This window comes from Vagococcus silagei (assembly GCF_004795745.1).
Classification (GTDB): Bacteria; Bacillota; Bacilli; order Lactobacillales; family Vagococcaceae; genus Vagococcus; species Vagococcus silagei.
The window spans coordinates 26,659-46,867 of sequence record NZ_SDGV01000023.1; the positions used below are offsets into that span (position 1 = coordinate 26,659).

A 20,209-nucleotide genomic window follows, 5' to 3' on the forward strand; every position below is an offset into this window, starting at 1 on the left:
ATAGCTTGCTATTTAAGTCTTTTTCACCAATAATCATTTAAGACCCGTAAAATGACTATCTTACGGCACGCCAGGTATGTTATAATTGTGGGGTAATATAAGAAATAAATTTAAAATAAATCTACATAAACCTTTAAAATTTATATTTTGAAGAATAAAGTATAGGGAGTGATTTTAATGGCAGAAAAAGAAATCGATAGTTTACAATTAGTCATCATTACTGGAATGAGTGGTGCGGGTAAAACTGTAGCTATTCAAAGTTTTGAAGACATGGGCTATTTTTGTATCGATAACTTACCTCCTACATTAATCCCAAAGTTTTGGGAATTGATTAAAGAATCAGGAAAAATTTCAAAAATTGCGTTAGTAATTGATTTACGCTCACGTGGCTTTTTTGAGGAAATTCAAAGTATGTTAATTGAACTTGAAAATACTAAGTTAGTCGATACGTCAATTCTATTTTTAGATGCTTCTGACAAAGAATTAGTGTCACGTTATAAGGAAACACGTCGTACGCATCCGTTAGCAATGGATGGTATGGTGACTGAAGGAATTAAGAAAGAACGCTCAATGTTAGCAGCAATTAAAGCTGAATCCCAATTAGTCATTGATACGACAAACTTAACGCCGCGCCAATTAAGAGAACAAATCATGGGCAACTTCAATAGAACAGATAGTACATCATTTAGAGTTGAGATGGTGTCATTTGGTTTTAAATATGGTCTTCCAATTGATGCTGATATTGTCATGGATGTCCGCTTTTTACCAAATCCACACTATGTTGCAGAACTACGCCCTTTAAATGGGACGAATAAAGAAGTTTATGACTACGTGATGGAGTCAGATTTAACGGAAGAATTTTATACGAAATACGAAGATCTAATTTTATGCATTTTACCTGGTTATGAAAAAGAAGGGAAAATGAGTTTAACGATTGCAATTGGCTGTACGGGAGGCCAACACCGCTCAGTTGCTTTAACAGAGCGCTTAGGACATCGATTAGAACAAGATTATCGTACTAATATTACCCATCGTGATATGCATAAACGTAAGGAAACGGTAAACAGATCATGAAAACGTATCGGATCCGAAAACCTAAAATAGTGGTTATCGGTGGAGGAACAGGTCTACCCGTAATTTTGAAAGCTCTTCGTGATCAAAGCGCTGATATTACAGCAATTGTAACCGTTGCTGATGATGGGGGAAGCAGCGGTTTATTACGAGAGAGCGTTAAAATGAGTCCGCCCGGGGATTTGCGGAATGTGTTAGTGTCATTATCTGACATGCCACAACTCGTTGAAGATATTTTTCAATATCGATTTAAAGCTGAAGACGATTTTTTAGCAAACCATACGATTGGAAACTTAATAATTGCCGCGTTATCTGAGATGCGAAATAGTACATATGAAGCCATTCAATTACTTGCAAAATTTATGCATGTGAATGGTCATGTTTATCCAGCTTCAGAGGAGTCATTAACATTGCATGCTAAATTTGAAGATGGCACAGAGATTTCTGGTGAATCTAATATTGGTAAATGTCGCAAAAATATTGAATACGTTTATGTGACAAATGCTGAAAACGGCGAATGCCCAGAACCTTCGCGCAAAGTATTACGTGCTATTGAAGATGCGGATATGATTGTTTTAGGACCAGGAAGTCTGTATACAAGTATTTTACCGAATCTCATGATTACAAAATTAGGAGATGCAGTCATCAAGTCTGCAGCTGAAGTCGTTTATATTTGTAATATTATGACGCAAAAAGGTGAAACAGAGCAATTTACGGATGCGAACCATATTCAAGTGCTTCACCGTCATTTGCAAACAAAATTTATTGATACAGTACTTGTAAATACGGAAGAAGTGCCACAAGAATATATGAATTCTGATAAGTTTGACGAGTACTTAATTCAAGTCACGCATGATTTCCAAGGCTTGCGTGATGAAGACTGTCGTGTAATTTCGGCTGATTTTCTAGAACTTCGTGATGGTGGAGCTTTCCACGATGGCGATAAAGTAGTTGAAGAATTATTTAGATTGGTTTTTGATGTAAAATATTAGGTGAAGAGGGGGAACTTATCTTGTCTTTTGCCTCGGAAGTAAAGAAAGAATTAACAACGCTAGAAGTTCATCGTGAACATGCAAAAGCTGAATTGGCTGCCTTAATTCGAATGAATGGTGCTGTTTCACTGGTCAATCGAAAATTTGTTTTAAATGTACAGACTGAAAATGCTGCGATTGCACGTAGAATTTATACGCTGTTAAAGGATCATTATCAAGTGAATAGTGAGTTATTGGTCCGTCGTAAAATGAAGCTAAAGAAAAACAATGTTTACATTGTAAGATTAAAACAAGAAACACAAGAAGTATTAACAGATTTAGAGATTTTGGATGGTTTAATGTTTAATACACGTGTTTCCGATACGATTAAAAATAATGAGCAAAAAGTGCGCTCGTATCTACGAGGCGCTTTTTTAGCGGGCGGTTCGGTCAATAATCCGGAAACCAGCCGTTATCATTTAGAGATTTATTCAATGTATGAAGATCAGTGTCAAGATTTATGTGATATGTTACAAATGTATGATTTGAATGGTCGTATTTCTGAACGCAGAAATGGGTATATTACCTATTTAAAAGGTGCCGAAGAAATCGCTGATTTTTTAATTTTAATTGGTGCGACGAATGCGATGTTGAAATTTGAAGATGTGCGAATTGTTCGTGACTTACGCAATTCAGTGAATCGATTAATGAACTGCGAAAATGCCAATATGAACAAAACAGCAGATGCAGCCAAAAAACAAATAGAAGCCATTCAGCATATTGAACGAACAGTCGGTTTAGATGCGCTACCGGAAAAACTAAGAGAAGTCGCAGAATTGAGACTAGAATATCCAGAAATTAGCCTCAAAGAACTAGGCGAAACCTTACCCTCCGGAGCAATCACCAAATCAGGCATCAACCACCGTATGCGAAAACTAAACGAATTCGCACAAACATTAGGGTAAAGATAGGTGATTTTTGGAGCGTTTAGAGGTGAGTCGCAAGGCGAGCTTGTGAGTAAATTGGTTTTTAATTTATTCACAAGCTCGGCTTGAGACCGAACCTCTGCTCCAAAAATCCCGATAATCTAGGTGGTGTAGTGAGCGGTTTGGGCTGAGCAGTAAGGCGAGCGTGATAATCTGACGGTTTTTGCCTGAATATCAGAATATACTTAGTGCCGAATCCCTGCCTACGGAACCCCGTCTATACAACGGCCGGTACTCAATCCGCCCCCCCCTAAAAATTCAACTTACACCTGAAAAAATTCACCAATAAGTGCTGAATAATAATTCTCTGTGTCATGTTGAAAATAAAACATTATAAGAAGACAACGTTAATTTTATATTAATCGTTGTCTTTTTTTACATTTTTCCAAAAAAACTGTTATAATCAAGGCATGAAAATAAGAACACAGGAGAGGATTCTAAAATGACAACGAAAGACGTTTGGTACAATTTTGTACAATCTCATGATACACAATCTGTCCGTGTACCTCATCATATTTTAGATTCATGGCAATATTGCTCCAAGTTAGAGGTAAATCCTTATTCAGATCGTGGAATTGAAAGAATCAGTGTTTATTTATTACAAGAACAACGTACAAAGCTTGCCCGACTTATCCGTATGGTGCAAGACGAAATTCAAAAATATAGTGAATTTTTCTATATGAAACGTCCACTGTTCATTTTAACAGATGAAAATGGGGCGATTATTTGGCGTGATGGTCATCGTCAGACAAAAGAATTAGCGAATGATATTCTCTTTAGTGAAGGTAGTGTTTGGACTGAAAAAGCAGTTGGGACAAATGCAATCGGTATTACACTTAGAACAAAACAAACCAATACAGTTAAGAAATATGAGCATTATGCTAAAGCATCTCATCCTTTTATTTGTAGTTCTGCGCCAGTCCTAGATGCTGAAAATCAATTGATTGCTTGTTTGAATGTTTCGACAACAGAAGAAGATTTTGAAACAAATTATACCCAAATAGCTTTGCAAATGATTACCAAGAGCATTCATATCAAATTGTTAGAAGAAAGCTATCATGAACAAGCAGCTCAAATGAAAACTGTGTTGAAGCAACCTTTTCATGCTTGCATTTTATGTAATGAAGCTGGTAAAATCATGGCAATTTCTAATGACTTTGAGGAACAAGAAAAAGATTGGCTAGGTAGAATTGCCGAAGAGTTTATCGCTCAAAAAGGCTTAAATTATACTGTGAAACAACTATTTAATCGAACTGAAAAAATCGGCTTGGCTTACCTTTTTGAAATACCAGAGTTAGTGCAATCAACAGGGTTTACTTCTTTTGGGGTGCCTTCAAGAAATGCGCATTATCGTCGCTTCCTCGCACAATTATTAAAATCAGCTAATTCTGATTTACCGATTCATATTTGTGGTGAAACGGGAAGTGGGAAGGAAATATCGGCAAAAACAATTCATTACAATAGTCCGCGAAATCAAGGCCCGTTGATTTCAGTTAACTGTGGTGCATTAAGTGAAAACTTATTAGAGAGTGAATTATTTGGATATGCTTCTGGTGCTTTTACTGGGGCAAATCAATCAGGTTACCAAGGGAAAATTAGACAAGCGGATAAAGGCACACTTTTCTTAGATGAAGTAGACAGTATGTCACCGCGTATGCAAGTCTCATTGTTGCGTGTTTTAGAAGAGAAAAAAGTTGTCCCTCTTGGTGGTGAGTCTGCTATTGATGTCGATTTTCGGATTGTCACAGCAAGTAATAAGGATTTACGTAAACTAGTTTTAGCGGGTGAATTTAGAGCTGATTTATTTTATCGTTTGTTTGTATTACCCCTTCGATTACCACCATTACGTGAACGCGAAGAAGATTTCGATTTGTTTATTGATTCATTTTGTGAGAAAAACAGTTGGTACCCAGAATGGATATGTGATGTTAAACGTAAGGTACCACATTACAAGTGGCCGGGAAATATCCGAGAATTCTATAATTTTGTTGAACGTCTCCACCTGTTTTATCATGACCATGCACCAACATCAGATGAGATTGATGAATTAATTAATCAAGGTTCAGTAAAACCAAATGAAGCTTATGTCAAACAACAAGCTGGTGAGCTGTCAGAGCGTGACCAAATACTACTAGTCTTGCAAGAAACCAATAATCATTTAAGTCAAACTGCTGAGAAATTAGGCATTGCGCGTAGTACACTTTATCGAAAACTTGATAAATATCAAATTACAATTGAAAAATAATTAAAAAATATCGTTAAGATGATTATTCTTAGCGATATTTTTTTATTTATTTATTCTGTGAAAGATTTTTAAATATTGTTGCAACAATATGATACGAAATCGTTTGAATGGTACAAACTAAAAAAGTAAGCCTTTACAATCCACTGATATTTAAAGTTGGCACGCTAGTTGCTAATAGTAAAGTGAACCACAAAATAAGGAAGGTGAAAAAATGAAGTTTTATGATTTAATCGTGATTGGTGCTGGTCCGGGTGGTTATGTTTCAGCTGTTGAAGCAACTAAACTAGGTAAAAAAGTCGCTGTCATTGAAAGAAAAAGTATAGGAGGTACTTGCTTAAATGTCGGGTGTATTCCATCAAAAGCTTATCTAAAACATGCTGACTGGCTAGAGACGGTTTCAGAAGCAAATCATTTTGGAATTGACACAACTGTGAACCATATTGATTTTGAGAAATTAGTTTATCGCAAAGATCAAGTTGTGACGCAATTACAACAAGGGATTCACTATTTATTTAAATCTAATCAAATTGACTATTTCGAAGGTGATGCGACTTTAAAAAATGCCAATGAAGTTTGCGTAAATGGAGAGATTCTTGAGGCTGAAAAAATATTACTTGCAACAGGTAGTACACCTTTTGTACCACCCATTAAAGGAATTAATACAGTTGATTATTTAACCACAGATACATTTTTCGATTTACGTGAATTGCCTGAAAAATTAGCAATTATCGGTGGTGGCGTGATTGGGATTGAACTTGCTTTTGCAATGGCTCCACTTGGGGTTGATGTGACGGTCATAGAAGTTGCACCAGAAATTTTATTAACCGAAGACGTTGAGGCGCGTCAACTGATTCGGAAAAAATTAAATCAAATGAATGTAAAGGTTATTGAGAAAGCAACGATTAAAGAAGTTAAGGCACACGAAGTTTGTTTAGCTTCAGAAAAAATTGTCTTTGATCAATTGTTAGTGGTAACTGGACGTAGAGCAAATATGACTTTACCGGAAGCTTTAGGTTTAGAAAAAGTTGACAGTCAAAAATTTGTTGCGGTCAATCGCCATTATCAAACATCGATACCAAATGTATATGCGATTGGTGATTTAATTGATACTTATATGTTAGCTCATGCTGCAAGTAAAGAAGGGATTAAGGCAGTGCGTCATATGTTTGGTAAAGCAGAAGCACCGCTTAAAAATGAAGTGATTCCAAAATGTGTCTATACACATCCAGAAATCGCAAGTTTTGGTTTGACTGAAACTGAAGCAAAAGAAAGATCCACAGATGTTTTAGTTTCAAAAATTCCCTATGGTAACAATGGACGTGCCATTTCTGGGAATGAAACTTCAGGTTTTATCAAAATTATTGCTGACAAACAATATGATGAAATTCTAGGTGTTGTGATTGTCGGTGCAAATGCTACCGAAATGATCCACACATTATTAGCAATTAAAGAGTCAGAAGGAACACTTTCAGAGATTGAGAAAATGACCTTTGCCCATCCAACATTGTCTGAAATGATGGGTGAATTAGCAAACGAAATGATTTAGATGTTTGAGAAGATTGTTGATGTCAGTTTGAACAGACGTCTGATTATATCACATCTCACAATTCATAAGGAGGATTTACAAATGGAAAAAATATCAAAAGAAAAAGCAGAGTGGATTTACAAAACAATGAACGATATTCGTAACTTTGAAGATGAGGTTCATCGTATTTTTACAACGGGTGAAATTCCAGGTTTCGTCCATTTATATGCAGGTGAAGAAGCAGTCGCAACTGGTGTTTGTGCACATTTAACCGCAAAAGATTATATTACAAGTACGCACCGCGGACATGGACACTGTATCGCTAAAGGTTGTGACCTAGACGGCATGATGGCCGAAATTTTCGGTAAAGCAACTGGTCTTTGTAAAGGTAAAGGCGGGTCAATGCATATTGCCGACATTGATAAAGGCATGTTAGGGGCAAACGGTATGGTTGGTGGAGGTTTCCCAATCGCAGTCGGTGCTGGTTTAAGAAATAAATATTTGAAAACAGATGATGTTGCGGTTTGTTTCTTTGGTGACGGAGCGTCAAATGAAGGAACTTTCCATGAAGGAATCAACATGGCTGCGATTTGGAACTTACCTGTTGTTTTTGTTTGCGAAAATAATCACTTTGGTGAAGCGACACCACAAAATTATGCCTCAGGTTCTAAAACAATTGCTGAACGTAGTCAAGCCTATAATATTCCTGGCGTGACAGTTGATGGTAAAGATCTTGTTGCAGTTTACGAGGCAGCTGGTGAAGCAATTGATCGTGCGCGTCGCGGCGAGGGACCAACTATTTTAGAATGTATGACTTATCGTAACTATGGTCACTTTGAAGGTGATGAACAAAAATATAAAGCTCAAGATGGTCCAGAAAAAGAATTAGCAGCAATCGATAATATTCCAGCATTTAGAGAAGTTGCAATTAAGAATAAATGGTTAACAGCTAAAAAAGCCGATGAAATTGAAAAACAATCGATTCAAGATACAGAGCATGCTGTTAAATTTGCGAGTGAAAGTCCATTACCAGAACCAGAAGCATTGTACGCAGATGTCAATGCTTAATTTAAAAGTGAAATGAGGAGTGAACAAAATGAGTAGAAGAATATCATTTATGCAAGCAGTTAACGAAGGTTTAGATTTAGCAATGGAGAAAGATGATCGCGTCATTTTATTAGGTGAAGACATTGCGGGTGGCGCAGGCGTTGAACATTTAAATGACGAAGGAGCTTGGGGCGGCGTTTTTGGCGTCACTAAAGGTTTAGTTGAAAAACATGGTCGTGATCGTGTGATTGATACACCGATTTCAGAGATGGGATATATGGGTGCGTCAGTTGGTGCGGCAGCGACCGGCTTAAGACCTGTACCTGAGTTAATGTTTAACGATTTTTTAGGTTTTTGTTTTGATACATTATTAGCACAAGGATCAAAAATGCGTTACATGTTTGGTGGCAAGGCTAAAATCCCAATGACAGTTAGAACGTGTCACGGTGCAGGAGCTTCAGCTGCAGCGCAACATTCAGGTTCATATTACGGGATGTTCGGCTCTGTACCAGGTTTGAAAGTCGTTGTACCGTCAAATCCATATGATGCTAAAGGCTTATTACTTTCAGCAATTGAAGATGATAATATCGTTATTTTCTCAGAAGATAAAACATTATATGGCATGAAAGATGAAGTGCCAGAAGAATACTATAAAGTTGAAATTGGTAAAGCAAAAATTAAACAAGAAGGTACTGATTTAACGATTGTCACGATTGGTAAAATGTTATATGTTGCTTTGGATGTTGCTAAAGAATTAGCAAAAGATGGTATTTCTGTTGAAGTTATCGACCTAATTACAGTAGCACCATGGGATCAAGAAACAATTATTCAATCTGTTAAGAAAACGGGTCGCTTGATTGTGATTGATGAAGCAAATCCACACAACAATACAGGGACTGATATATCATCAGTTATTGGTGACAAAGCATTTGATTATTTAGACGGACCAATTAAATGTATCTGTGCACCAAATACGCCGGTCCCATTTGCAAGTAATTTAGAAGCATTATACCTTCCAAATAAAGATAAAGTGTTGAAAGAAGCGCAAGAATTAATTAATGACTTAAAATAGAAAAGTAGGTGAAGAAGAATGGCAGAAAAATTAACAATGCCGACATTAGGCTTAACAATGACTGAGGGCACAATTGATCAATGGTATAAACAAGAAGGTGATACAGTTGCAAAAGGTGAAGCAATCGTCACCATTAGTTCAGAAAAATTAACCCATGACGTCGAGTCACCGATTGATGGTGTCCTTTTAAAAATTATTGCATCAGAAGGAATGGACATTCCTTGTCAGGAAGAAATTGGATACGTTGGGGCGGCTGGTGAAGAAATTAATGACGAAAGTGCCCCAGCAGCGGTGGAAGAGCTTGAAGTTGTTGCGGTTGAAACTTCTCAAGCTGAACAACCACAAGAAAAACCAATTCGTCAAGTTGGTGAACGCATTTTTGCAACACCTTTAGCGCGCAAAATGGCGAATGACAAAAATTATGATCTAGCGGATATCATTGGCACAGGAGGCAATAATCGGATTACGAAACGAGATGTCGAGCGTTTTATTCCACTTAATACTGTCGCGACAAATGTGACAAAAGTTGAAGTGGGCGAAGGATTAGACGGTATGCGTAAAGTGATTGCACAACGTATGCATCAAAGTTTAGACCAAAGTGCGCAATTAACATTACATCGTAAAGCTAACATTAGTGCTTTACTTGAATTTAGAAAAGACCTAAAAGTTAAGACAAACGGTCAATTGAACCGTCGCGCGATGAGTATCAATACATTACTGATTAAAGCTGTCAGTTTAGCATTGGCAGATCATCCTGAGATGAATGCATGGTATGATTTACAAACTTTAACACAACATGACGCTGTTTCAATTGGCGTTGCTGTTTCAGTCGATGATGGTCTAGTTGTCCCAGTTATTAAAGATGTGCAAGGGAAATCACTCACGCAAATTGGCGAAGTTTTTGGTACTACGACCTCTCAAGCAGTTGACGGTACCTTGCCTGGTGCTTTATATTCTGGTTCAACATTCACAATTACAAACTTGGGCAGCGCTGGTATAGAATACTTCACACCAATTTTAAATAGTCCAGAAGTTGGTATCCTTGGTGTTGGTGCAACGCAAACAAAATTAGCATTCAATGATGACCGTGAAATCGTTGAAGTCCAAGAATTACCGCTAAGTTTAACCTTTGATCATGCAGTAATAGATGGTGCCCCAGCGGCAGAATTCTTAGCATCAATTGTAAATTACTTAGAATCTCCATATTCATTAATTGTCTAGATTTAACATAAAAATAAGAGGTTGTGACAGAATTGTTCAGCTTCAAGAAATAAGAAGGAAATCACGAAAATTGCTTTTCAAATTTTTGTGACTTTCGGTTTATTTCCGAAGAAGCTACTTCTGTGACACCGTTTAGTTTGTAAAAAAATAAGCCTGTGAAAGAGCGAATCCCTTTCACAGGCTTTTAAGGTTTGTTTAATTGAGCAAAGCTTTTAAATCTTCAAGAGCGATTTTTTGATCAAAGACTTGATCATTCACAATCATTGTTGGAATGAAGAAGACCCCAGATTCAAGTGTTTCGTTTTTGATTTTAGTCGACATTTCTTTGTAATTTTGTAAAGTTAGACCTAAAGTATTTACTGCGTAATCAGCAACGTCTTCAAGAGTGTCTAAGTTTCCCCAATCATCTTGTGTTTCAAAAATTGAAGAAATCACATCCGGTGCAGATTCATCTTGAGGGACATGGTGATGCATCACGTCACCAGCAGCTAAACTTGGTTTTTCTTTATCAAATAATTTAATGACATGTTGGACTCTACCAGCTGCGACATACTCTGCAATTAAGTTATGACGTTTTTGCCACCATTGGCGACAGTAAGGACATCTTAAATTTGTAAATTCAACGAGCTTAACAGGTGCATCATCACGACCTAAGATAATGCCGTTTTTGAAATCAATTTTTTGTGTGTTAATATCAGTCATTTGAAACGTCCTTTCAATTCATGTCCTTATTTAGGTAAACGCGTGCTGTTAACCATTACGTCATCAATTAAACCATATTCTTTTGCTTCTTCAGCAGACATAAAGTTATCACGATCAGTATCTTTTTCAATGATTTCAAGTGGTTGCCCAGTATTATCAGCTAAAATTTTGTTTAAGCGGTCACGCGTATTTAAGATGTGACGTGCTGCAATTTCAATTTCAGATGCTTGACCTTGAGCGCCGCCCAATGGTTGGTGAATCATGATTTCAGCATTTGGTAAAGCAAAACGTTTGCCTTTTGTACCAGATGATAATAGGAAACTTCCCATTGAAGCTGCCATTCCAAGAACAATTGTTTGGATATCTGATTTAATAAAGTTCATTGTGTCATAAATTGCTAAGCCAGCAGAAACACTTCCACCTGGAGAGTTTATATATAAGAAGATATCTTTTTCTGGGTCTTGAGCATCTAAGAATAATAATTGTGCAATCACTGAGTTTGCTACATTATCATCAATGGGCCCACTTAACATAATGATGCGATCTTTTAATAGTCGAGAATAAATGTCATAAGCACGTTCTCCTCGAGATGACTGTTCAATGACAGTAGGTATAAGGTTCATATTTATTTCCTCCTAGTGATATAAGGCTGTTTACTTCATCTATTTTAACATAAATTGAATAAAGTACCTACCATGAAGTTTAACTCGTTGGTCAATAAAGGTCAAATGTTTTGTTCGTGAAAAAAGAGCCACATGATGTGTGACTCTAAGTGCAAGATTAATTATTTAACTTTAAATTCAGCACTGCCAAATTCGTCTCCAAGAAGGCTTTTTGCAGTTAATTTGACTGGTCTTTTATCATCTGTTAATTCATTAGCAACTGTGCCTCCAAGTTTTATTTCAGAAGACATCGTGTCGCGGAATTTTTCATCTGGTGTTGTAGTTTCTTTAAGTTTGTTAACGGCATTCGGATCGTTATCTTGGACCACTTCAAAATTAAACATCCAAGCAATTGTTGGATTTATTGGTTTGGAATTGTCATAATCAGGAGCCACCAATGTATCATACCAAAAGGCAACGACAGTTTTTTCACCATTGTCATTTCCAGGTTCACCAGGTTGGATGATCTTATGATCAGTGATTCGAACTGAATAAGTATTTCCTCTCAAAATTTTACCGTCAAAGCTTGCGTCTTTCGCATTTTTTACAAAGACATCTTTTTCATCTTCAATTGCAGAAGTCGTTGTTGATTCTTTTGTCGCTTTATCATCTTTCTTTACTTTAGATTCAACAGTTGTTTCTTTTTTTGAATTACATCCTGCAAGTGCAAGCAGAGCAATACTTGAAATCAAAATTAATTTCACTTTTTTCATGAATTACTCCTCCAAAAATATCTTTTTCTTTTATATAAGTGATACGTACATTTAGTGAATTGGTAACTACTAGTTAAAGATGTAAACACTAATGCTAAGTAAAGACATAAATAATATGAAAAGTAAGGCTAAAGATTGTCTATTCCAAACTTTAGCTTTGTAGTCTTGGTAAAGTAGGAATAGGACAAAACAATTAAACAAAATATAAATTGTAAAAGCGAGCAAAATACCAGCTCCTTTTCAGTTTAGAATCCTTTTGTTGCATATCAAGTGTAGCACCAAAGCAGAGACCTAACCCAACTCCGATTGGAATGCTATCGAAAATAATACCAAAAGCGGCACCAAAAATTAATCCTAATGAGACATAAGATGCTTGCTTAGATATTTTATTACTCATAATCAAAAACTCCCTTACAATATTATAGCAAAATAGAATATAGTAGGTAAATGATTTTTGAATTTACGATTAACAAAATAAAACCGCCACAAAATAAGTATTGTGCCGGTTTTTTGTAACAAATTGTATGCTATAATCAAGTGTAAAGACGCGCCCTAAGGGAATCGAACCCCTGTCTCAAGAACCGGAATCTTACGTGATATCCACTACACTAAGGGCGCAATACCATACTATTTTAACAAATTTTTAGAAATATGCAAGGTTAACATTATCGGAAAGGGAGTCGCTAATGAAATTCGGACAGCAGATTTCTCAAACTCAAAAACAAACTCAAAAACTTGTCATGACAACCCAACTTCAACAATCGATTCAGATGTTACAGTTTAACACCGTCGATTTGTTTTCTTTTTTGGAACAAAAAGCCTTAGAGAATCCTCTTATTGAAGTAGAACTACCTTTAGAGACCACCTCAATTTCAACAACTAAATCCAACCAGACAGATTCATCGGGTGAAGTAGATTGGGTGAATCAAATCCCAGATCAAGATGACTCACTCTTTGATTTCTTAATTCAACAGATTCATTTGAATTATAGACAAACAGACTTACGTGATTTAGCCCTTTTTTTGATCGAGTACTTAGATTCAAATGGTTATCTTTCAATCAGCGTTGAAGATGCTGTTCGCCTTAGCCAAACAAATGAAACAAAACTATTAGATGCTCTACGTTTGATTCAAATTTTAGAACCAGCGGGTGTTGGTGCACGTTCTCTACAAGAATGTCTTTTGCTTCAAATTGAACGCGATGAAACATCTCCCAATCTAGCTTATCTTATAATAGAAGAATACTTCGATGAATTTGCAAATCGTAAGTGGGAGAAAATTGCCAAAGCCTATCAGATTTCATTAAGTGATGTTCAAATAGTTTTTGATTATGTCCAACATTTAAGTCCTTTCCCTGGTGCGCACTTTTCAAAAACAGATGAGCAATTCATTATTCCAGATTTACTGGTCATGATTCAGGAAGATCAGCTCAGTCTACGACGGACAAAAGAAGCACAACCGCGTCTTACATTTCAAAAACATTACTTTGAACAAATGAAACAAGCAGATGATTATGAAGTTAAAAAATATTTAAAAGACCGTAAAGAAGAGTATGAGTGGTTACATAAAAGCCTTTTGCAACGTGGTGATACGATTTTAAAAATTGGTGAAGCGATTCTACGTCACCAACAGAACTTCTTTTTTGATACCAAGCGACCATTGGTGCCACTACAAATGAAACAAATCGCTAAAGAAGTGGGCGTTCATGAATCAACTGTCAGTCGAAGTGTGAATGGTAAATATTTACAGTGTCCTTTTGGTGTGTACGAGTTAAAATCGTTTTTCCCAACAGGCATGAAACAACCGGCTCATTCAGATGAAGAAATTGCCACTGCTGAAATCAAACGTGAAATTATGAAAATAATTGAAAATGAAAATAAAAGAAAACCATTATCTGACCAAAAAATCGTCGAACAATTGAAAGAAAATTCATTTAACCTATCTAGGCGAACGGTTGCTAAGTACCGTGAAGCCCTTGGTATCGCATCTTCTGCTAAAAGAAAGCGTTATGATGAAAATTAAATGTAAAAACGAAAAAATATTCAAGAAATCACTTGAAAAAAAAGTACAACACTGCTAATATAGAGGCATAGGGAAAAGATAAACAAAATAATGTTTGATTCCCTTTACTTTTTAAAGTACTTGGGTCGTAAAAAGTCTACGTTGGACACAAAATGACCAACGAGGAGGAAATAAGCGAATGAGTCAGGAAATTGAAATGATTGAACGTATTGCTCCTGATATCATCCAAGTGGTTGAGGAAAGGTTTCGGATCCTAAGAAATATCTATTGGATGCAGCCGGTCGGTCGGCGCACGTTAGCTTTGAAGTTAGATGTGACAGAGCGTGTTTTACGAACTGAAACAGACTACTTAAAACAAATCCAACTAATAGATACGTCGAAAAGTGGGATGAGTTTAACAGACGAAGGTCTATCAGTTTACCGAGGATTAGAGACCTTTATTGATGCTCATGCTGGGATGCGTAAAAAAGAGCGAACACTAGCTCGAACGTTAGGAATTGATCATTGTATTGTCGTTTCTGGTGATAGTGATCAGGATCGTAAAGTGCTTGAAGAATTTGGTTCAATTGTAACCGATGTTTTAAAAGAAGAGTTACCTGAAAGAGAAAATGTCGTCGCCGTAATGGGTGGGACTACAATGGCAACTGTTGCTAAAAACATGGACAATCTTGAAACTGAAGCACGACACAATTTATTTGTTCCTGCAAGAGGTGGGATTGGTGAGATGATTAATATTCAGGCCAATTCAATCTGTGCCATGATGGCAGAAAAAACCGGTGGTGATTTTAGAGTACTCTATGTTCCAGAACAAGTGAGTCCGGAAACATATGACATTCTCTTACAAGAACCTACTGTCCAAAAAGTTTTAGGCCTTATCTCAAATGCGGACTGTGTGATTCACAGTATCGGTCGTGCCTTACATATGGCGAAACGACGCGGGATGAAAGATACGGACATGGCGATGTTAACCAACAAAAAAGCGGTAGCAGAGTCATTTGGATATTTTTTTAATGCAGAGGGTGAAGTTGTTTATAAAATACCTCGCATTGGTCTTCAATTGAAAGATCTTAAAGAAGTACAACATGTAGTAGCTGTTGCTGGTGGCAAAAGTAAGGCCAAAGCAATTCAAGCCTACGTGAAAAACGCTCCTTCGCAAACTTGGTTAATCACCGATGAAGGTGCTTGTGATCAGATTTTAAAAGAGGCGACTCTTTAAAATAAATAAATATAGTTTCGATTTTCTAAAGGAGGAAATCTCACATGACAGTTAAAGTAGCAATTAATGGATTTGGACGTATCGGACGTTTAGCATTCCGCCGTATTCAAGAAGTTGAAGGATTAGAAGTAGTAGCAATCAATGACTTAACAGATGGCAATATGCTAGCACACTTATTAAAATACGATACAACTCAAGGTCGTTTCAATGGTGAAGTAGAAGTTCATGATGGATTCTTTAAAGTAAATGGAAAAGACGTTAAGGTTTTTGCGAATGCTAACCCAGCTGAATTACCATGGGGAGATTTAGGTGTAGATATCGTTTTAGAATGTACTGGATTCTTTAACTCTAAAGACAAAGCTGAAAAACATATTGAAGCAGGAGCTAAACGTGTTGTTCTTTCTGCTCCTGGTGGAAATGACGTTAAGACTGTGGTATTCAACACAAATCACGAAATTTTAGATGGTTCAGAAACTGTTATCTCTGGTGCTTCATGTACAACTAACTGTCTTGCGCCAATGGCAGATGCATTAAACAAAAACTTTGGTGTTGTTGAAGGTTTAATGACAACTATCCACGCTTATACTGGAGACCAAAATACATTAGATGCACCACATGCTAAAGGCGACTTCCGTCGTGCTCGTGCTGCTGCAGCTAACATTGTACCTAACACAACTGGTGCTGCTAAAGCAATCGGTTTAGTAATTCCTGACTTAAACGGAAAATTAGACGGAGCTGCTCAACGTGTTCCTGTTGCAACTGGTTCATTAACTGAATTAGTTACAGTTTTAGAAAAAGAAACAACTGTTGAAGAAATCAACGCTGTTATGGCTAAAGCTGCTAACGAATCTTACGGATATACTGAAGATCCAATCGTTTCTTCTGATATCGTAGGTATTTCTTACGGATCATTATTTGATGCAACTCAAACTAAAGTAATGACTGTTGGTGGAAAACAATTAGTGAAAACTGTTTGTTGGTATGATAACGAAATGTCATACACTGCTCAATTAATCCGTACTTTACAATATTTTGCAAAATTAGCTTAATTTTAACTACAAGTCTTGAATTAAACTAATCGAAGCGGGGAAGCTATCACGCTTCTCCGCTTTTTCTAATTGAAAGAATACCTTAGGAGGGTTTTAGTATGGCTAAAAAAACTGTAGAAGATTTAGATTTAAAAGGTAAAAAAGTATTAGTTCGTGTGGATTTTAATGTTCCTTTAAAAGATGGCGAAATTACGAACGATAATCGTATCGTTGCTGCATTGCCAACTATTCAATACATATTAAATGAAGGCGGAAAAGCTATTCTATTTTCACATTTAGGCCGTGTCAAAACAGAAGAAGATAAAGCAGGCAAATCTTTAGCTCCAGTTGCTAAACGTTTATCTGAATTATTAAACAAACCAGTTACTTTTGTTCCAGAAACTCGTGGCGCTGAATTAGAAAAAGCAATCGACGAAATGGACCCTGGTGAAATCCTTGTTTTTGAAAACACTCGTTTCGAAGACATTGATGGTAAAAAAGAAAGCAAAAATGATCCAGAATTAGGTAAATACTGGGCTTCATTAGGTGACGTATTTGTCAACGATGCGTTTGGTACTGCTCACCGTGCACATGCTTCTAACGTAGGCGTGGCTTCTAACTTACCATCAGCAGCTGGTTACTTAATGGAAAAAGAAATTAAATTCATTGGTGGCGCTGTTGATGAACCAAAACGTCCATTCGTTGCAATTTTAGGTGGCGCGAAAGTGTCTGATAAAATTGGCGTAATCGAAAACTTAATCGAAAAAGCTGATAAAATTTTAATCGGTGGCGGTATGACTTATACATTTAGCGTGGCTCAAGGCCGTGAAATTGGTAAATCAATCGTTGAAATGGATAAAGTTGACTTAGCTAAAACTATTTTAGAAAAAGCTGGCGATAAATTAATCTTACCAGTCGACACAGTATGTGCGCCTGACTTTGATAATGATGCACCAACTACAATTCTTTCAGGTGATATTCCTGATGATTTAGAAGGATTAGATATTGGTCCTAAAACATTAGATTTATTCACTAAAGAATTACAAGGTGCAAAAACAGTAGTTTGGAACGGACCAATGGGTGTCTTTGAATTACCAACTTTTGCAAAAGGAACAATCGGAGTTTGTGAAGCAATCGCTAACTTAGACGATGCAACAACAATCATCGGTGGTGGGGACTCTGCAGCAGCAGCTATTCAATTAGGTTTTGCTGACAAATTCACTCACATTTCAACTGGTGGCGGTGCGTCATTAGAATACTTAGAAGGTAAAAAATTACCAGGTGTCGAATCTATTTCAGATAAATAAATTGCACCAACAAAGGAGAAATAAAAACATGCGTAAACCAATTATTGCAGGTAACTGGAAATTAAATAAAACAGCTTCTGAAGCTCATGCTTTTGCTGAAGCAGTCAAAACAGCGATTCCTTCAAATGATAAAGTGGATTCAGTGATTGGAGCTCCAACTTTATTCTTAGCAGATTTAAAAAATGTTGCTAAAGGAACTGACTTAAAAATTGCAGCACAAAACTGCTACTTTGAAAATTCAGGAGCGTTTACTGGGGAAACTTCTCCAGCTGCATTAGCAGACTTAGCAATGGACTTTGTTATCATCGGCCATTCAGAACGTCGTGAATATTTCCATGAAACAGACGAAGACATTAACAAAAAAGCTAAAGCAATCATTGCTAATGGTATGACACCAATCGTATGTTGTGGTGAATCTTTAGAAACTTACGAAGCTGGTAAAACAGCTGAATGGATCGAAGGACAAATCACTGGTGCCTTAAAAGATTTAACACCTGAACAAGTTTCAAACTTAGTGATTGCTTATGAACCAATCTGGGCAATCGGAACTGGTAAATCAGCTGATGCAACAATCGCTGACGAAATTTGTGGCGTTGTACGTCAAACTGTAGCTAAACTTTACAACGATGAAGTTGCTGGCAAAGTACGTATCCAATACGGTGGTTCTGTTAAACCAGAAAACATCGCAGAATACATGGCAAAAGAAAACGTTGACGGTGCCTTAGTTGGAGGCGCAAGCTTAGAAGCAGAATCATTCTTAGCATTATTGGAGGCTGTAAAATAATGAGTAAAGCACCTGTTGCTATTATTATTTTAGATGGTTTTGGTAAACGTGATGAAATTACAGGGAATGCAGTAGCACAAGCAAACAAACCAAATTTTGATCGTTACTGGGATCAATTTCCACACAATCAATTAAAAGCATCTGGACTAGATGTTGGACTACCTGATGGCCAAATGGGTAACTCAGAAGTAGGACACACTAATATTGGTGCTGGTCGTATTGTGTATCAAAGTTTAACTCGTATCGACAAAGCAATTGAAGATGGCGAATTCCAAACAAATGAACCATTAAATAATGCAATGGCTTATTCAGTCGACAAAGACTCAAGCTTACACTTATTCGGATTATTATCTGATGGTGGTGTGCATAGTCATCAAAACCATTTATACGCATTACTTGATATGGCTAAAGCAAAAGGAATTAAACATACACATGTACATGCTTTCCTTGATGGTCGTGACGTAGCACCTGATTCCGCTGTTAAATATATGACAGAATTAGTTGCTTACATGGATAAAATTAATTACGGTGAAGTTGCAACGGTTTCTGGCCGTTTCTACGCAATGGACCGTGACAAACGCTGGGAACGTGTTGAAAAAGCTTATCAAGCTCTAGTGAGCGGCGAAGGCGTTTCAGCTACAGATCCAGTCGAAGCAATTAAAGCATCTTATGCAAATGAAGTGATGGATGAATTTGTATTACCAATCGTCATCGAAAAAGATGGCCAGCCAGTTGGTTCAGTTAAAGACAATGATGCTATCATTTTCTTCAACTTCCGTCCTGACCGTGCTATTCAATTATCAAATGCATTTACAGACTTGGAATGGGAACATTTTGCCCGTAAAAATCATCCGAAAAATGTTAAATTTGTAACGATGACACTTTACAATCCAAGTATCGATGCTGAAGTTGCCTTCAAACCAATTCCAATGACTAATGTAATTGGTGAAGTCCTTTCAAACAAAGGCTTGAAACAATTAAGAATCGCTGAAACTGAGAAATATCCTCACGTTACCTTCTTTATGAATGGTGGCCGTAATGAAGAATTCCCAGGAGAAAGCCGTATCTTAATCAATTCACCTAAAGTTGAAACATATGACTTAAAACCTGAAATGAGTGCTTATGAAGTAACAGACGCACTTGTAGCAGACATTGAAGCAGACAAACAAGATGCAATCATCTTAAATTTTGCTAACCCTGATATGGTAGGTCACTCTGGCATTTTAGAAGCAGCTATCAAAGCAATTGAAGCTGTTGATGAATGTTTAGGCCGAGTGGTTGACGCAATCTTAGCAAAAGGTGGTTCAGCAATTATTTTTGCGGACCATGGTAACTCTGAAACAATGGTGACACCAGAAGGTAACCCACATACTGCACATACAACTGTGCCAGTACCTGTGATCGTTACAAAAGATGGTGTAACACTACGTGACGGTGGTCGTCTTGCTGATGTGGCACCAACAATGTTAGATTTACTTGGAATTGAAAAACCAGCCGAAATGACTGGTGAATCGCTAATTAAAAAATAACAAGAAATACTTGTGTTTTTAATTGCATCTTTATTTGAAAATGTTAGAATAAAACTATAGAGTGCGTTCATGAAAATGCAGCATTCTTTAGCTATAAATACAACAACCT

At 36.8% G+C, this 20,209-nt stretch carries 18 protein-coding genes, 1 tRNA gene and 1 pseudogene; 15 read left to right on the forward strand and 5 right to left on the reverse strand.

Annotated elements, in window-relative coordinates; translation table 11 throughout:
* Positions 1–177 precede the first annotated feature (177 nt).
* From rapZ to ESZ54_RS12800, 9 genes and pseudogenes are all read left to right on the forward strand, one after another.
* Complete coding sequence (rapZ, locus tag ESZ54_RS10315) at positions 178–1,074, forward strand: RNase adapter RapZ (RefSeq protein ID WP_136137577.1); 897 nt, start codon at positions 178–180, stop codon at positions 1,072–1,074.
* The gene (locus ESZ54_RS10320; protein WP_136137578.1) at positions 1,071–2,063 is read left to right on the forward strand and encodes a gluconeogenesis factor YvcK family protein; all 993 of its coding nucleotides are present in this window, start codon (positions 1,071–1,073) and stop codon (positions 2,061–2,063) included. Before rapZ ends, ESZ54_RS10320 begins: the two co-directional genes overlap by 4 nt.
* Positions 2,064–2,083: 20 nt before the next feature.
* Positions 2,084–3,007, forward strand: a complete 924-nt coding sequence (gene whiA, locus ESZ54_RS10325) for a DNA-binding protein WhiA (RefSeq protein ID WP_136137579.1) — start codon at positions 2,084–2,086, stop codon at positions 3,005–3,007.
* 463 nt (positions 3,008–3,470) lie between these two features.
* Positions 3,471–5,273 carry a sigma-54-dependent Fis family transcriptional regulator gene (locus ESZ54_RS10330; protein ID WP_136137580.1) on the forward strand — a complete coding sequence of 601 codons (1,803 nt, stop codon included), beginning with the start codon at positions 3,471–3,473 and terminating at the stop codon, positions 5,271–5,273.
* A gap of 211 nt (positions 5,274–5,484) precedes the next feature.
* Entirely contained in the window at positions 5,485–6,819 is a 1,335-nt protein-coding gene (gene lpdA / locus ESZ54_RS10335; protein WP_136137581.1) for a dihydrolipoyl dehydrogenase, read from the forward strand.
* An 81-nt stretch (positions 6,820–6,900) separates the two neighbouring features.
* Positions 6,901–7,866 carry a thiamine pyrophosphate-dependent dehydrogenase E1 component subunit alpha gene (locus ESZ54_RS10340; RefSeq protein ID WP_136137582.1) on the forward strand — a complete coding sequence of 322 codons (966 nt, stop codon included), beginning with the start codon at positions 6,901–6,903 and terminating at the stop codon, positions 7,864–7,866.
* Positions 7,867–7,894: 28 nt separating this feature from the next.
* Positions 7,895–8,917: an alpha-ketoacid dehydrogenase subunit beta gene (locus tag ESZ54_RS10345; protein WP_136137583.1), complete on the forward strand. Its 1,023-nt coding sequence runs from the start codon at positions 7,895–7,897 to the stop codon at positions 8,915–8,917.
* A gap of 18 nt (positions 8,918–8,935) precedes the next feature.
* The gene (locus ESZ54_RS10350) at positions 8,936–10,138 is read left to right on the forward strand and encodes a dihydrolipoamide acetyltransferase family protein (protein ID WP_136137584.1); all 1,203 of its coding nucleotides are present in this window, start codon (positions 8,936–8,938) and stop codon (positions 10,136–10,138) included.
* Positions 10,139–10,183: 45 nt separating this feature from the next.
* A pseudogene (locus ESZ54_RS12800) lies at positions 10,184–10,264 on the forward strand (DUF3788 family protein); the annotation flags it as partial.
* A gap of 69 nt (positions 10,265–10,333) precedes the next feature.
* Here the strand turns inward: ESZ54_RS12800 and ESZ54_RS10355 are convergent.
* From ESZ54_RS10355 to ESZ54_RS10375, 5 genes are all read right to left on the reverse strand, one after another.
* Positions 10,334–10,840, reverse strand: a complete 507-nt coding sequence (locus tag ESZ54_RS10355; protein ID WP_136137585.1) for a thioredoxin domain-containing protein — start codon at positions 10,838–10,840, stop codon at positions 10,334–10,336.
* A 26-nt stretch (positions 10,841–10,866) separates the two neighbouring features.
* A complete protein-coding gene (gene clpP / locus ESZ54_RS10360) occupies positions 10,867–11,463 on the reverse strand; it encodes an ATP-dependent Clp endopeptidase proteolytic subunit ClpP (RefSeq protein ID WP_136137586.1) in 597 nt (198 codons plus the stop codon).
* A gap of 161 nt (positions 11,464–11,624) precedes the next feature.
* Entirely contained in the window at positions 11,625–12,215 is a 591-nt protein-coding gene (locus ESZ54_RS10365) for a DUF5067 domain-containing protein (RefSeq protein WP_136137587.1), read from the reverse strand.
* A 193-nt stretch (positions 12,216–12,408) separates the two neighbouring features.
* The gene (locus ESZ54_RS10370) at positions 12,409–12,612 is read right to left on the reverse strand and encodes a glycine zipper domain-containing protein (RefSeq protein ID WP_136137588.1); all 204 of its coding nucleotides are present in this window, start codon (positions 12,610–12,612) and stop codon (positions 12,409–12,411) included.
* 149 nt (positions 12,613–12,761) lie between these two features.
* Positions 12,762–12,833: transfer RNA gene (locus ESZ54_RS10375), tRNA-Arg, on the reverse strand.
* 68 nt (positions 12,834–12,901) lie between these two features.
* On the opposite strand from ESZ54_RS10375, the gene rpoN reads away from it, so the two are divergent.
* The 6 genes from rpoN to gpmI all read left to right on the forward strand — a co-directional run bounded on the left by rpoN (position 12,902) and on the right by gpmI (position 20,100).
* The gene (rpoN, locus tag ESZ54_RS10380) at positions 12,902–14,236 is read left to right on the forward strand and encodes an RNA polymerase factor sigma-54 (protein ID WP_136137589.1); all 1,335 of its coding nucleotides are present in this window, start codon (positions 12,902–12,904) and stop codon (positions 14,234–14,236) included.
* A gap of 178 nt (positions 14,237–14,414) precedes the next feature.
* Positions 14,415–15,452: a sugar-binding transcriptional regulator gene (locus ESZ54_RS10385; protein WP_136137590.1), complete on the forward strand. Its 1,038-nt coding sequence runs from the start codon at positions 14,415–14,417 to the stop codon at positions 15,450–15,452.
* A gap of 44 nt (positions 15,453–15,496) precedes the next feature.
* Positions 15,497–16,501 carry a type I glyceraldehyde-3-phosphate dehydrogenase gene (gap, locus tag ESZ54_RS10390; protein WP_136137591.1) on the forward strand — a complete coding sequence of 335 codons (1,005 nt, stop codon included), beginning with the start codon at positions 15,497–15,499 and terminating at the stop codon, positions 16,499–16,501.
* Between the two features lie 98 nt (positions 16,502–16,599).
* Complete coding sequence (locus ESZ54_RS10395; RefSeq protein ID WP_136137592.1) at positions 16,600–17,787, forward strand: phosphoglycerate kinase; 1,188 nt, start codon at positions 16,600–16,602, stop codon at positions 17,785–17,787.
* A gap of 28 nt (positions 17,788–17,815) precedes the next feature.
* A complete protein-coding gene (gene tpiA, locus ESZ54_RS10400; RefSeq protein WP_136137593.1) occupies positions 17,816–18,571 on the forward strand; it encodes a triose-phosphate isomerase in 756 nt (251 codons plus the stop codon).
* On the forward strand, positions 18,571–20,100 hold the full coding sequence (gene gpmI, locus ESZ54_RS10405) for a 2,3-bisphosphoglycerate-independent phosphoglycerate mutase (protein ID WP_136137594.1): 1,530 nt from the start codon (positions 18,571–18,573) through the stop codon (positions 20,098–20,100). Before tpiA ends, gpmI begins: the two co-directional genes overlap by 1 nt.
* Positions 20,101–20,209 lie beyond the last annotated feature (109 nt).